11 protein-coding genes are annotated in these 15491 nt (G+C 50.0%); 1 reads left to right on the forward strand and 10 read right to left on the reverse strand.

Features of this window, described 5'->3' with window-relative positions; genetic code table 11:
• Positions 1 to 8: 8 nt before the first annotated feature.
• From TY10_RS18470 to TY10_RS18495, 6 genes are all read right to left on the reverse strand, one after another.
• Positions 9 to 1661, reverse strand: coding sequence for an ABC transporter substrate-binding protein (locus TY10_RS18470; RefSeq protein ID WP_042166634.1), 1653 nt, complete (start codon positions 1659 to 1661; stop codon positions 9 to 11).
• A 66-nt stretch (positions 1662 to 1727) separates the two neighbouring features.
• Positions 1728 to 2627: a carbohydrate ABC transporter permease gene (locus tag TY10_RS18475; protein WP_042166637.1), complete on the reverse strand. Its 900-nt coding sequence runs from the start codon at positions 2625 to 2627 to the stop codon at positions 1728 to 1730.
• Between the two features lies 1 nt (position 2628).
• Positions 2629 to 3594: an ABC transporter permease gene (locus tag TY10_RS18480; RefSeq protein WP_042166639.1), complete on the reverse strand. Its 966-nt coding sequence runs from the start codon at positions 3592 to 3594 to the stop codon at positions 2629 to 2631.
• 176 nt (positions 3595 to 3770) lie between these two features.
• Positions 3771 to 6011, reverse strand: a complete 2241-nt coding sequence (locus TY10_RS18485; RefSeq protein WP_042166642.1) for an AraC family transcriptional regulator — start codon at positions 6009 to 6011, stop codon at positions 3771 to 3773.
• A gap of 131 nt (positions 6012 to 6142) precedes the next feature.
• The gene (locus tag TY10_RS18490) at positions 6143 to 6958 is read right to left on the reverse strand and encodes a helix-turn-helix domain-containing protein (RefSeq protein ID WP_042166644.1); all 816 of its coding nucleotides are present in this window, start codon (positions 6956 to 6958) and stop codon (positions 6143 to 6145) included.
• A gap of 70 nt (positions 6959 to 7028) precedes the next feature.
• Positions 7029 to 7856, reverse strand: coding sequence for a helix-turn-helix transcriptional regulator (locus TY10_RS18495; protein WP_052350633.1), 828 nt, complete (start codon positions 7854 to 7856; stop codon positions 7029 to 7031).
• A gap of 175 nt (positions 7857 to 8031) precedes the next feature.
• On the opposite strand from TY10_RS18495, the gene TY10_RS18500 reads away from it, so the two are divergent.
• Complete coding sequence (locus tag TY10_RS18500; RefSeq protein ID WP_042166649.1) at positions 8032 to 10149, forward strand: beta-galactosidase; 2118 nt, start codon at positions 8032 to 8034, stop codon at positions 10147 to 10149.
• A gap of 570 nt (positions 10150 to 10719) precedes the next feature.
• Here the strand turns inward: TY10_RS18500 and TY10_RS18505 are convergent.
• From TY10_RS18505 to TY10_RS18520, 4 genes are all read right to left on the reverse strand, one after another.
• Positions 10720 to 11475, reverse strand: a complete 756-nt coding sequence (locus TY10_RS18505) for a class I SAM-dependent DNA methyltransferase (protein ID WP_042166652.1) — start codon at positions 11473 to 11475, stop codon at positions 10720 to 10722.
• Between the two features lie 287 nt (positions 11476 to 11762).
• Positions 11763 to 13112, reverse strand: coding sequence for a PepSY-associated TM helix domain-containing protein (locus TY10_RS18510; protein ID WP_042166654.1), 1350 nt, complete (start codon positions 13110 to 13112; stop codon positions 11763 to 11765).
• A gap of 107 nt (positions 13113 to 13219) precedes the next feature.
• Entirely contained in the window at positions 13220 to 14383 is a 1164-nt protein-coding gene (locus tag TY10_RS18515; RefSeq protein WP_042166656.1) for a Ger(x)C family spore germination protein, read from the reverse strand.
• Positions 14361 to 15488 carry a GerAB/ArcD/ProY family transporter gene (locus TY10_RS18520; protein ID WP_042166659.1) on the reverse strand — a complete coding sequence of 376 codons (1128 nt, stop codon included), beginning with the start codon at positions 15486 to 15488 and terminating at the stop codon, positions 14361 to 14363. The genes TY10_RS18515 and TY10_RS18520 overlap by 23 nt, the downstream gene beginning before the upstream one ends.
• Positions 15489 to 15491: the final 3 nt, after the last annotated feature.

Raw genomic sequence — 15491 nt, forward strand, 5'->3', positions numbered from 1 at the left:
TGATCGGTTTATTTCATTTTGCTCAGGTTCGCGTCATACGCTTTTTGCAGAATGCTGAGATACTCTGTCAGCTTGAGACCTTCAAAGCCTTGAACATAGCTGTTCCAATCCTTCTCTACGTCTTTGTGACCGGTAATGAATTGCAGCATATTCGATTTGACGTAATCCTCAATCGTCGCTTTCAGTTGAGCGGCTTTCTCGCTGTCCTCGGCGCTGATAAAGATATCAATCGGGAACAGCTCCGCTTCCTTCGGCTCAAAGCCTTCGTATTTCTTCGTCTCCGTCACGAGGCGCAATTCATAGCCCTCAGGGGAAAACATATCTTGCGAGACTGCTTCGGATTCAAAGCGTTCTCTTGGACGGAAATCCGGGCCGGCTTGATCCCAGCCGTCGTTATGAATCGTCTCGCTGCGGTAAGAAGGGTCCACCTGATAGCTGGCAGGCTTGCCGTTTACGTTCAATTGATCTGGGCTTGCCTTGCTCCATGACGTACCTTCCACGGAGAAGACTTGGCCCCATGTACCTTCTTCGGTCCACAGATAGTCGAGCATTTTGATCGCGGCGATTTGCTGCTCTTCATTCGCTTTGTCTGTGATGACGAAACGGCCTTGGTTGCCGACCGATTTATAGTAGCCGGACAGCTGAACGCCGTTTGGCCCTTTCAGCGGCGGTACTGCGACATAGTCTAAGTTGCGCGGGTCCGACGAGGCTACCGCCATTTGCGCGTGACCGATCGTAAATGCACCAAGAATCGTATCGCCTACATTGTTGCCGAGCTGCTGTAGTCCTTCTTGATTTTGCGTAAAGGCTTGCGGGTCAATCAGGCCGTCCTTGTACAAGGAAGCCAGGTAAGCAAGTCCGTCCTTCCATTCCGGCTGGCTGGCCGACAGCTGCACTTCGCCGTCTTTTACCCGAATATAGGAGTATGGCTGATTGTCGCCATTGTTATAGATAAAGGCATTCATGAGATAGCCTGTAAGATCACCATGCCAAGTCGAAAGTGCGCCGCTCAGCGGAACCTCATCTGCCTTGCCGTTGCCGTTCGGATCTTGCGTCTTGAACGCCTTAAGCACGTTCGCGAATTCCTCAGTGGTCGTTGGCATTTCCAGCCCAAGCTTGTCGAGCCACTTCTGGTTAATCCACAGCTTTTGCGCATACCAGCAGTGGTAGCATTCATTAACCTGCGGCATGCCGTAGATGCTGCCGTCCGCAGAGGTCACCGCCGTTTTCAAATCGGGACGTTCTTCGAAAATTTTCTTAATGTTCGGAGCGTACTGATCGATCAGATCATTCAGCGGCAGAAACACGCCTTGCTTGCCGAATTTCATTTGCTCCGCCGGCGTAAAATTGCCGCTCAGGAACACTTCGGGATAGTCGCCGCTCGCCATCAATACGTTGCGTTTATCGTTATTGTCGTTAGGAGGACCGACGATGAATTGCAGCTGAACGTTTGTCTTCTCTTCAACTTGCTTCGTGAACGGATTTTTCAGCGTCGAAAGGTTAGGAGACTGGTTAATAAAAGCGGACAGCTTCACTGGCTTGGCGCTCTCGCCGCTGCCGCCTTCATTTCCTTTGCTTGATCCGCTGTTATTAGAGCATGCGCTCAGCAGCAGCATCGCCGATAATAGAATGCCAAGCGATATTTTCCATGTTTGTCTCATTTTCAAGCACCCCTTATAAGTTGTCTTGGATAATCACGGCTTCTCCCCGCCAAATATTTGTCTATTTTAACCTTTAAGAGAACCGATCATGACCCCCTTTACAAAATGCTTCTGAACAAATGGATATATGATGAGGACAGGCAGACTAGAGACAACGATCAGCGAGAATTTAAGCAGATCCTTCATCCCTTGTCTGGCTTCCATTGTTCGAATGTCTACCATCATGGAGTTATCCACGGAATTCTGAATAAGAATTTCCCGGAGGATAAGCTGAAGCGGATAGAGATCGACGTTTTTCAAAAAGATCAGCGCATCGAAGTACGCGTTCCAAGCGGTTACTGCATACATCAGAGCAAGTACGGCAACTACCGGCTTGGATAACGGAAGCACTACTGACCATAGAAACCGGAGATCGGAGCAGCCGTCGATGGCCGCCGCTTCGTTCAATTCCTCAGGGATGCTCTCCTGGAAGAATGTCTTGGCGATGAATACCTGCCAGACCGCAACGGCCTGAGGCAGCAGCAGCGCCCATCTCGTATCGATGATGCCTAAGCCTTTTACCGTAAGATAATAAGGAATCAAGCCGCCGCTGAAAATCATGGTGATGATAATCATATACATGATCGGCGAACGTCCATAGAATGTACGCTTGGACAGCGGATAAGCAAGTGCAAAGGTTAGAGATACGCTGATGAATGTGCCGACGGCCATATAAATTAACGAGTTGTAATATCCCGACCAGATACGCGGATTATTCAATACAGCGGTGTAGCCTTTGAGCGAGAACTCGACCGGAAACAGCCACACTCTTCCTGACACGACTGCTTGCGGTGAGCTAAATGACGAGCTGACGATATAGATGAGCGGATACAGTACCACGATCAGAACTGCGATTAGCACGGTGTAGATAATACCGAGCAGGAGTTTATCCGACACTGGCTCTTTGATGGCATTCGTTTTCTGCATGTTAGAACAACCCCGATCCTGTAGCGCGTCTTGCCCCGAAGTTGGCAAGCAGGATGAGCGCTAAATTGATGATGGAATTAAACAGTCCGACGGCAGCCGAGAAGCTGTAATTCGCTTGAACAAGTCCAACCTTGTACACATAAGTCGAGATAATCTCTGACGAGCTTGTGTTTAGCGGATTTTGCAGCAAATATACTTTCTCGAAGCCAATGTTAAGCAGCTGCCCCATATTGAGCACCAGCAGCAGCACCATAATCGGCATGATGCTCGGCAGGTCGATATGAATGATTTTCTGCAGTCTGCTTGCGCCGTCCAGCTTGGCCGCTTCGTAGAGCTGAGGATTGACCCCGGCCAGCGCCGCGATATAGATGATGGCGTTGTAGCCCATGTACTGCCATGCATCCGACAGGACGAAAATCGATTTGAACATCGACGGTTCGCCGATAAAGTTAATAGAATCCAGACCAAGCGCCGTGCGAATGTGGTCAATAACACCAATTCGCGGTGCGAGGAACAAGAGAATCATCGATACCATAACGACGGTGGAGATGAAATAAGGCGCATACGAGACCAGTTGAACGGTACGTTTGAAGATGCCGTCCCTTAGCTCATTAATCATGAGCGCCAGGATGATCGGTACCGGGAACCCGATTGCAAGCGCATACAAGCTTAGGAACAGTGTGTTTTTGATTAGCAGCCAAAAGTTCGGGTGATTAAAAAATGCTTCAAAATGTTTTAAACCGACCCAAGGGCTGCCCCAAATGCCCAGCTTCGGACTCAAATCCTTGAAGGCGATTTGAATACCGAGAATCGGAACATATTTGAATAGAATGAAATAAAGCAGCGGCAGCAAAATAAGAAAATATAGCTGCCAGTGTCTGCGCATCTTGCGCATCGCTTCGCTTAGGCCCGTCCGTCTGGCTGCCGGTATGGTTGTTGATGCTTCGGTTATGATGTTGTTGGACATCCCCGTAAACGCCTCCCTGTGAGCTACTGATTTGTTGTTGGGCCAACTATACCGCAGCATCGCAAGGAGGGGCAATTTACAAGATTCGGGCGGTAAACAAAAATCGGATTGCGCTCGCAGAGCGCAATCCGACTGGCTTTTCCCGCTATTCTAAACCTTTTTCCGGCTCTTCACTTTTACTTCTCCTTCCGGTAATCGCCCGGCGTTACGCCGGAAATCCGCTTGAACACCCGATTGAAGGAAATCGGATTCAAATAGCCGACGCGCTTGCCGATTTCCTGAATGCTCAGCTCCGTATCCTTGTCTGTTAGAAGCTGCTTGGCCAGTTCAACCCGCCGGTTAATGAGGTAATCGATGAACTTAATGTTGAACTGCTCCTTGAACAAGGCGCTCACATTTTTCGAAGGAATATCGAACTGCTGACTGAGATGAACGAGCGATAAATCGGGATTATGCACGTTGTCGTTAATATATTGCTTCATCAACACCGCAATTTCCGATGCTTCTCCCCGGTCTGCTTTTTCGGCGACTGCATACTCAAGCTTCTCCATGATGCCCAGCATTTCTTCCTGCACATCCTCCAGCGTCTCGAACTGGTCGATAATATCCTTCATGATCTCGCGGTTCGTCTCGATCATCTCGTCATTAAGAATGATGCCGTGCATTTGCTCAAACAGATAATAAGCGAAATAATTGAGCAGATTAACGATATCATCCCGCTTCAGCTTATTTAGCTTGAACTGCTCGTAGAGCGCCGTATATTTCGCCCGCCATTCAGGGTCCATTAAGCGGAAGCCATAGACGAGACTGCGGATACGCTCCAAATGGTCATACATCTCGAAGGATGTTCCCGTATCCGTCTCCCAATAGCCGATCATTCGGTTGTTTCCCAGCACAACTCTGTAATTGACCGCTTCAATGGCCGCTTTATAGGAAGCTTTCAGCGTGGATACGGTATCGGTCGACTGACCGACGCCGACGGTTACCGTGAATGGCAGATTGGCCCGAATCCATTGCAGCGCATTGTCGGACAGCTTGAGGATATTGTCCATCAGCATAGCCTGATCCTCTTCCTGCACATAGATAAAACCGCACATTTCCTTATCGTTCATCCATTCGCTCCAGCTGCGGAGACCGTATTTTTGTACCAGCTCCACATACATATTCTGAATGATGAACTGGAACAGAATCATGTCCTGCTCCTTATAACGGGAAAGAACGTCGGAATATTTATCGACAGAGATGACGATGACGACTGCCTTCTGGAACCCGCCGATAAAGCCGTTGCGCTCCATCTCTGTACTCCATTCCTCGCTCGCCAGCGATCTGGAGCCGCTCATCACTTCAAGGAAAATGGATTTTTTACGATAGCCGATATTCAAGTCCGACTGCGATTTGAACAGATTAAAGCGCTGAACGAGAGAATCGACCGTCGATTCGATGTAATGAAATTCATTCCGGTCCTCCCCGCTCTGCTCGCCCCCTGAAGACTGAGAAAGATTGTCCAGCTTCGTAATGAGCGCCCGTAGCGGTTTATAGTTGCGGTTGGTCATATAGACGATAGCGAGCAAGCCCAATACGGCAATGATTAAAGCCAGTACGATCCACACATTGGAAAACGTCTGGACAATAGTGAACCGGCTTTGCTTTTGCAGGCCGCTCTCATAGGTCCATCCGGTATAGTCCGACACGAGATTCGAGAACGCCGTCTTGCTGCCCGCCTCTCCGTCATCAGCAGCGAGAATTGGCTTGCCGTCCTTGCCGGTAATCGTCACATAGCTGGACGTTTGATCTGTACGCTGCGAGACAAAATCCTTCAATGCGCTTACGCGCACGTTAACGATAATGAGCCCGCTCTCTCCCCGGCTGGTCAAATATTTGCGGGCGAGCGATACGACAGACTCCTCCCTTGAGGCTTGGAATTCCTTGAATGGGCGCTCATTCGTCCAATGATAGGAATAGCCGTCCTTCTGCAGCTCCTTAATAAAATCCCGGTCCGGGAACTGCTCTAGCGGTGATACCGTGTTCGAGCTCAGCACATAGCCGTCCCTGTCTCGAACCAAATAGATAGAGTGAATGCTCTGATTGAGCTGCCGCATATTGTTGAATTCTTTGGACATTAAGTACGTGAAATAGACGGAAGGCGGGCCCTCCTGATCGAAGTAATCCAGCAGATTGAATTCGGAGGATTTATTGCGGGTCTGGATCGTCACCATCATATGGTCGATCGTCTGCAGCGGCTGCTCCACGCTTTGCAGCATTTGATTGTTAATGCCCGCGTAAATATAAGCCGTATCCTTCTGGGCACGGTCGGTTAGTATTTGAAAAAAATAAAAAACAGAAATGAAATCATTAGAAAAAAAACAGGCATATAAGAGAACAGCAAGCGATAGTACCAATTTTTTTTCAAATTTCATTCCTCCTCTGCCTAATTGCCTGTAAGCGCTTTCTGAAAAACTTGCGACTGGTCTGCTTATTTTAACAATGGTGTCTGGTTTGTGACAAGGGAAAAAATGACCTTTATTTACAAATCTATTTACCTTTTCCGTTAACTTGGACCGAGTTCCCCCATCTGGCGGCGATACTCTCTTGGCGTCATTCCTAGCTGCTGGCGGAATAAGACGGCAAAATGATTGTAATGCTGAAAGCCGACATCCAGCGCTGCCTCCGACGCGGTTCGTCCCGAATGCTTAATAAGCAGCGCTGCCTGCCGAATCCGCATAGCGTTCAATGTCTCGACAATCGTAGCACCCGTCTCCTGTTTGAACAAATGGGACAGCCTGGATTCCGAGAGTCCAATCGACTTCGCAACGTCTTCGATCCGGATGTTCTGACTCATATGCTTGGACAAATAATGCAGCGATTCCTCGATGCGCGGGTCGACCCGTCCTTGCTCCCGTTCCGCCATAAGCAGCAGAATGCCGCGAATTTCATTCTCGCAAATCGGCTGCCAGAGCGGACGCTGCTCCCGGGAATCATGCAATACATTACGAAGCGCACGGTAAATGCGGGTTTTCATCGGATCATTGCCTGTTGGCTGTATAATTAGCTCCTCATTAGGAAGGAAGCCCGTCTCCGTCAGCTTCGGAAAATGTGCCCATATAAAATTCCACCGTCCGCCGGCAACTGTTCCGTATTGATGGGCAACGCCGCTCCGCAGCAGCGCGATATCGCCTGCATGGCAGACACGCTCTCCTGAAGGCGTTCGGAAATAACCGCTGCCTTCCAGCGTAAAAGCAATCAGCCAATCGGTCATGCCAGACGGCCGGCTGGTCAGATAGCCGTCATCCTCGTTGAAATGCCCGGCAAAGATCGTCCCGTAAGGCGGAGACATATAGCTCGTCAGGCTGTCGTATTCTTTCATCGCTGTATCTCCCCTTAATGACGATTTAACTTGGAGGTCTTCACCGTCAGTATACACTGCCGCTGTGCTATTAGGCCAATGAACCGTACAGCTCCCGGTATGCTTTTGGCGGCATTCCCTCCTGGCTGTGAAAAACCCGGATAAAGTAGCTCGATTGCGTGAAGCCGACCCGCTCCGCCACCTGACTGACCGGAAGTCTCGTCGCCACAAGCAGTCCCTTAGCAGCTGCCATGCGGCAGTCGGTTAAATAGCGGTTAGGCGTCTTCCCCATTATCGTCTGGAACAAGCGGAGAAAATAGTACATGCTGTAGCCGGACAAGGCCGCCATCGACTCCAGTGTCCATGATTCGCCGCAGCGCTCACGAATCCGGTCGGCCGCTTCACGGATGAGCTCCTGCTGCTTGTGCCGGGGGATCGCATCGTCTTGCAGCGATACTGCGTTATGCGCAAGCTCGGCCAGCAGTTCATACAGTAGAGCTGACAGCCGAGGCTCGTATCGCGTCTCAAAATGGCTGCTGATCATGCACATTTCATCCATCAGTGACGCCAACCGGTTCCGATCTGTTATCGAAAACAGCCAGACTCCCGTTTCATCGGCACTGCCCAGCATCGGAAGCGGCATCGCTGTACTGAAATGAACCCACCTGACATCCCATGGCTGAGCCGGATTAGCTCCATACTGCTGATCCGCTCCCTTGGGATACAGGAAGCCTTCTCCCTCGGATAGCATGATGCGTTCGCCATCCAGCTCGACATAGCCTTGTCCTTCAAACACAAGATGGAGATTGTAATACCCCATCATCCCCTCGGGACGGTGCTCCCGGTGCTGCGGAAACTCGCTATAGCGGCCCAGCGATTCCGGGTAGCAAACGTATTTGCTGTCGGAAGGCTCCGGCAAATAATAATGTGTGCGGATGCTGATCGCTCTCCTCTCGTGAATGAAGGTAATCGCAATATTTTCATATTGGAACGCAATATTCGATTATTTACTGTTATTATCGTTGTTTCTAGAATAAAGGATAAGATTCAGATTCTGCAATATCTTATCATTCAGTCGACTGGAGGTTCACATAATGAAACAACTTAACCCGCTGGACGAGCTGCGGCTTGGTGTATGCTATTACCCGGAACATTGGGAGGAATCGTTGTGGGAGGATGATTTGCTTCGGATGAAGGAGCTCGGCTTCTCAGTCATTCGCATTGCCGAGTTTGCATGGGCAATCTTCGAACCGGAGGAGGGACGCTTCAGCTTCGAGCTGTTCGACCGTTTTCTGGAGCTGGCTGCAAAGCTGGAGATGAAGGTCATTATGGGCACCCCGACCGCCACACCTCCCGCATGGCTGACACATAAATATCCTGAGGTGCTGAACGTTACCTTCGAAGGAGTGACACTGCAGCATGGCCTGCGCCGCCACTACAATTACAGCAGTCCGAAATACCGGGAACTGTCGGCGCGCATCACGCTGGAGATGGCTGAGCATTATGCCGACCATCCGGCTATTATCGGCTGGCAGATCGACAATGAATTCAATTGCGAGATCACCGTCTTCTATGCGGATGCCGATCACCTCGCTTTCCGGCAATGGCTGAAGAAGAAGTACGGCAGTCTGGATGCGCTGAACAAGGCGTGGGGTACCGTCTTCTGGAGCCAAACCTATTCGGATTGGGAGCAGGTTTTTCTGCCGCGTCCTAACGCTGTCGGCTACCAGCCGAATCCGCATCAGGCGCTCGACGAGAAACGGTTTATCTCGGACAATACAATAGCCTTCGCCAAGATTCAGGCGGATATTTTACGCGAGCAGGCGCCCCGCCACTGGGTAACGACGAACGGGATGTTCAGTCATTTGGACAATCATCGGATGAACGACGAGCTGCTGGATTTCTTCAGCTATGATTCCTATCCGCAGTTCTCCACAATATTCTACGATGCCAATGAGCAAAATCCGCTCGCCGATCGCGGTTGGAGCCTAAGCTTAAGCGCCGTGCGGTCGATCTCGCCGAACTTTGCCATTATGGAGCAGCAGGCCGGACCCGGCGGTTGGGTTAACCGCATCGACATGCCTTCCCCGAAGCCAGGGCAAATGCGCCTCTGGACGTACCAGTCCATCGCACATGGCGCTGACATGGTGCTCTACTTCCGCTGGCGCACGGCGACGTTCGGCAACGAAATGTACTGGCATGGGTTGCACGACTACGACAACCGTCCGAACCGCCGGGTTCTTGAGGCGGGAAAAGTTGGTTCGGAGCTCGCTGCGATAGGTGATAGAGTCGTGGGCAGCCGCTTCCAGGCGGACGTCGCTATCGTCCGCGACTACGACAATGAGTGGGACGGCGAATACGATGTGTGGCATGGGCCATACAGCTGGAAGAGCGGCAAGGAATGGTTCAAGGCGCTGCAAAAGCGCCATATCCCGAGCGACGTCGTATACTTGCGCAGCCATACGACAGCCGAAGAACTGAAGCGTTACCGGGTGCTGATCTATCCGCATCCGGCCATCATGCGCGATGAGACAGCGGCGATGCTGGAGCAGTATGTGCGGGAGGGCGGCACCGTTATATTCGGCTGCCGGACCGGCTACAAGGATGAACGCGGCCATTGTTATATGCGTCCGTTCCCTGGCGCTGCCGCTGCGCTGTGCGGCATCCGCGTCGAGGAGTTCACGAAGCTGAACGGGAACCGGAAGCCGACGCTGATGCAGTGGAAGCATGATGGCAGACCAGTGACGGCCGCCGAGGACTTCAATGATATTCTCGAAGTGACCGCTAGTGAGACGGTTGAGGTGATGGCCGAGTATGCTTCGGACTATTATGCTGGGAAGCCTGCGGTTACCCGCAACACTTTCGGTGGCGGGGACGGTGGCAGAGACGGGGCTGAGGCTGGGACTAGTGCTGCAGGTGCAGCTGGGGCTGTATGGTATTACGGCGCTGTATTCAACGAAGATGCCGCCGGGCAGATCATCAAGCTGCTGGGGCTTCGCTCCCCCGCCGCCGATTGGGCCGAGCTGCCAGCGCAGGTTGAGCTGGCTATTCGAGCTGGAGCGTCGAGAACGCTGGCCTTCCTGCTCAACTACGGGGAGACGGCAGCGCAGATTAAGCTTCACAAGCCAATGAAAGAGCTGCTGACCGGCGCTACACTGTCCGGCGAAGTCGAGCTGGAGCCGCTTGGCGTGTATGTGCTGGAGAGTTGCTGATCAGGCTGTTGATGCGATGAGGCTAAGTGGAGTGGAAAAGTAACTTCGAGGCAATGATTAAATGATTAAATAGCATACAATAATCGATTATAAAACGGCAAGGCTACCCTCTCGATGAACAAAATGTAAAAGTGCAGGTTGAATGAGCTAAATCAGCCGATTTCGGGCTTCAAAATGCAAAAGTGCATTTGAAATGCCCCGAAACTGCCAATATGGGCTGATTTCCGCCAAACAAACTGCACTTTTGCATTTTGATGGGTAAAAACAGCTAAAATGGGCCAATTAAAATGTATTTTTGTATTTTGATGCGGTTATAAGCAAGCCAGACTCACCACAGCTTGTTATACCGCACCACATGTCGCTTCTCATCCCAAAAGTTAAGCAGCCTAATAGCTGGCGGGGTTAATCATACAGCCAATAAACTATTAACAACGCTTATTTTGAGCTTTTCCACTGCCTCTCTTATCAAAAAAGAAAAACATCGAGTGCCAGCCGGAAAATCTCCGGGCTTTGTGCTCGATGTTTCTGCCGTTAGTATGCAATTGGGATGAGTTGTGTCCGCAGACAACCTTACTTTCTAGCTCTAAAAATCATGAAGGTCTGATCATCCGTCATTTGCTGAAAATCATAACCGCCATAAATCGTGATGTCCCGAAAACCGGCCTTTTCCAGCATCATCATAAACTCATATTTATAGTACCATCTTAGCTTGGTTGTACTAAATTTGGTTTCGGCCAAGACATTATCCTTGACTACTTCATACCGGTCCAGCTTCGTCTGAACCTGTTCATGAAATTGAACACTCGATACCGAGCTTAATATAATTTCCGCCCCGTCGCTTCGAGTGCCCCTTCGTCCAACCGTCCACTCCTGCTTATTCTCGTTCGGAGGAATGAACAACGGAATAACGACTTGACCGCCTTCCTCGAGATGAGCATACATGTTTTGCAAAGCTAACATCGCTTCTTCCCGATCCGTAACACACATAAATGAAGCTAATGGAACGAAGATGGTTTTGTATTTTTTGGGCAGGTTCAGCTCCTGCATCTGTTGATCATACAAGACGGGAGACAATTCCTTCGCTTTGGCTTTGTACTCGCAAATACTCAACATTTCCTTCGAGCAATCAACGCCTTCGACCTCATAGCCCTCAGCTAAATAGGGCAGCAGAAGTCTGCCTGTCCCGCATCCGATCTCCAAAGCCATTCCAGGAATCTCGTCCATTAACCGCTTGTAAAAGTTAGTATCGAAAAATAACTCGCCAGAGAACCAAATATCATAAGTTTCAGAAACAATTCCTTCATAGGAACCATAAGCAGATGACATGAATAAATTACCCTCCACATGTTAATAGGTTTCCCGTGTTAAAACATCTGGAAGGGATAACGGGATATTACCCTTCCATACCGCTGAGATTTGTTATAAACCCGCGCTTTGTATTCATCCTAATCACTCGCTTTCTCCAATCGTTATTTCTACTATATAGAATCTGCTCGATATTGGAAATACTTCTTATTTAATCCTCCCCATAATCTCAATGATTTTCGCCTCTTGCCAGGAAGTAGAAAAAGCCAGCCGGCACATTTTGAAATGTGCGGAGGCTGGCTCTTGGGTTATGCTTTTCGAATGAATAGATAACGAATCCCTTCAATCAGGAGTACACCCAGTAAAGAGAGACCGAATAGCGGCATCATGATGCCCAGAAGAACCATAAAGATGATAAAACCAATCGAAAGTCCGCTTGCTGCGGCTGGCGGTGCTGAGAATCGGCCTGCTTTCCTCCGGGAGAGCCACGTCTTGAAGCCCCAAAATATGACGAACAAGAAAGCGAGGCATATGATCAAATTAATCAATTGATTCGGCCAGCCGAATAGATGGCCTTCGTGCAGCGGGATGCCCCATGTGAACCATTTTGCCAAAATGCCATAATCGTCATAGCCCACCTTGGAAATGAAAGCCCCGCTATATTGATCGAAGTACGCGGTCACTTCATCGTACGGACTGACGTCCAATCCGGTGATGCCAGTGTTGCTGCTCTTGGATACCGTGAATACGCCGTCTTCCCCTGCGGGATAAATAATCGCGTATGGCCTCGATATTGAGCTTTCCTCAATTTGGCCCAGCAACTGCTCGACCTCTATCCGATAACCATCGTCCTCCGGCATTGTAGACATGCCTGGCATCGAGCCATGATGGCCGCTGTGCTCGCTTGAGGCAGGCGGTTCCTCCTTACGGGTCGCCCACGGAATTTCGCTCCGATCCGAGGCCGGCGGCTGCTGCTTCAGCAGCGGCGTCCCAATCGTCGGATACTTCTGCGATGCGTTGTAGATGACATCCCCCATGACTGCTGACCAAGGCAAGCCGGTAAAAATAATGACCAGCATAGGAATCGCAACGATTGTGCCGATTAGCGCATGCCATTTTTTGTTCTTTTGCAGCTTTGTCGGGTTCTGCCTGAACTTCAGTACCTTTCCTCTGAAGGTCATGTAAATGCCGGTAAGCAGCAGGAACACCGCCCAGCAGGCCGCCAATTCAACCAAATAATTGACGACGGTTCCTCCGACGAACAGAGAGCTGTGGGTTTGCCTCATGACATTGGAGAAGGTAAGCTCTGCACGCTGGCTGCCAACAACTTGATAGTTGTCATCCAGAAAGACATACTTCTGATCACCCTCCCCATTCGTCATCGTCAGGCGGGTATTGTACGGATCATCCAATACGATAACCTTGGAGACCGTGTAGTCAGGATTGAGCTCTCTCGCTTTCCCGATCCCCTCGTCTATCGTAAGGCGCTCAGTCTGGCTATTTTGTCCGAAAAACAAATCGCTGTAGGCCTTGTTCTCAATATTGGTATAAAACAAATAGCCGATGCCGCTTAGCGTTAAAGTAATCAGCAGCGGTGTAATACATAATGCGGCATAAAAATGCCACCGCCATAGGCGGTTGTAAGATCCTTTTCTCAAAACGTCTAGTCCCCCTCAGGTCGAGCCTGCCTTATTCTCTCCAATAGTATAGGGAAAGGGGCGGCAGGCCGGATGACCCGATCGGGCTAGTCACGTGAAAAATATCATTAATCCAGCGCATTGCGCGTCAGCATACCAGAATTGACGATCTTAACATGTACGTTTACCTTCACCGGAATCGATGAATACGTGTCCCCCCAGTCCTCCTTCAGCTTGTTCCACTTCTGCGGATAACGGATACGAATGGCTCTATCAAATAAAAATATATCCATTCTGCTTTGCTGAGTTTTCGCGATTAACTGGCTGATCTCACGCTCTAACGTCTCTTCCAGACCCGCTTTCATCTTCGCCATCTCCTTCCTGCCCGACTCGTTCACATCGCTATAAATCTCGTCCGTGCTAACCGTGACATGGATATCAATCTCAGCAGAGTCAGATGAAGTTAATTTGAACTTGCTCGACTGCGAGACGGTTTTGAAGGTCGCAACCGTTCGGGAGCCTTCTCTCCAAAGGAGCGGCGTTCCCTGAAGGAGCTTCCCTCGAACGCATAGCCACATTCTCGTTTGCAGCCCGTCCAGCTGATAAACGACACGATCACCATGAAAGAAGGCCATTCCCTCAACCTTCAGAAGCGTGTTCTGGGCACCTTTCTTAGGGGGACGGTCCTCCTTGGAGGAGACAGCATGCAGCATGGGCAGGAATGAGGTCATCTCCACAGCCTTATAGAGCTGCATAAATTCGTTATAGCTCACTTGTGTGTAGGTGGAGGCCCGATTGCTGCTTGAGAGCACTTCCCTTAAATCGAAGGCAGGAATGGAAAAAAGCGTTTTGGCTTGCAGCAAGTCTTTTCCTTTCTTCTCAGCTACCAGCAGAAACTTTGTCCGCCGTATTTGAAACGTTCTTCCAACCTTATCGAGAATCTCGTGAATGCCCTCGCGCGCGATTTCACTCCCAATTACAACAGCCTCCAAATGTGAATAGCTCGGCGATCTGGAGGAGACCTCAGTTAGCTTGCCTGCCGCCTCCTCGATCGAATTTCCTTCGATGGTGTAGACCGTAACCGGCGTCTTGGTGATATCAGAGGGAAACTGCGAGAAGGTTTTCGGATTGGCCCATTGAAAGGTGATCTCATATTTCTGACGACTCCCTTTGTCGATCGATACCGCCGTCAAAAAGACGGTTTCATTAACCTCCCTGCGGTCCCAACAGCCCGTTATGAGCAGACATCCGCAAATCAGCAACGCAACTTTAAGCATCCGCGTTGTCGGCATGAGACATTCTCCCTCTGGCAATTAGGCACGCCATTCCAAGTAGAAGCGGAATCCCGACCTGAAATAATAGCGACAAGTACGTCCATTGATGCAACATGAAATAGGAAAGCTTCTGTGTATTAGGTAAATAGAACAGGCTTATCAAGAAAATGACGACACCGTATAAAAGCACAAGCCATTTGGACGCTGATCCTTCAGATCGGCCGAGCAAGTGACGGATCGCAGTCAGGCTGCTTGTAAATAGCATGCCGATAACCAGAAACATTGCAGCTCCCCATACGGATACAAATATCGTCTCCACTCGTTCGAAGAAGGTGCCGAAATTGAACAGGGTGATGAGCTCAACCGTCGGAAACGTCAGCAATTCCAATTGATTCGGAGAGAAAACACCGACCTCCTCGATCACAATCAAGCTGGTCACACCGAAAGTGAGCGCACTTCCCCAGATCACGTATTTCTTAGCGTATTTCATCTTGTCGGCACGAACAAATGCAAACAGCATCGTAATCACGATACTCTGAGTGAAGGAAGTCAGATTGAATAAGGAGGCATAAAAAATATTGGACCAACGGTTTTGTCCGATAGGCATATAGTTGGTTATCTCAACGCTCGGAAGCGTGCCTACGAACAACAGCAGCAAGGTCACAAGCAGCGCAAGAATAAGCAGCGTACTCATTTGGCCTAAAACGCTGATTCCTTGAGCTGCCCCGTACATGCAAAACAAAATGATAAGAACGATGAACACAATAAGGGGCGTCATTGGCAGGAAGAGTACCTTGAAGCTGGTTGCCAGCGTTTGAACATAAATGACGGTCAGGCAAATAAAGTACACCAAATATAAGGCGCCTATCGCTTTCCCCACCCAGCGGCCGAGCAAGACGGACAGAAATTGAATCAGCGTGCGATTCGGGAATTGACCGGCAAGCCAAACCGCATATAGGCAAAAAAGAAATGCCGCCGCCGCGGCCAACAAGGATGAAATCCACATATCCTCATGGGCGAAACGGGCCATAAGCGCGGGGGCAAATATATAGTTCTGGGTCGCGATAAGCAATGCGAGCAAGCTCGCTGCCTGTAATGGTGTCATTTTCTCAGAAAGGTTCATTCT

Source organism: Paenibacillus gorillae (genome assembly GCF_000513275.1).
Lineage (GTDB): Bacteria > Bacillota > Bacilli > Paenibacillales > Paenibacillaceae > Pristimantibacillus > Pristimantibacillus gorillae.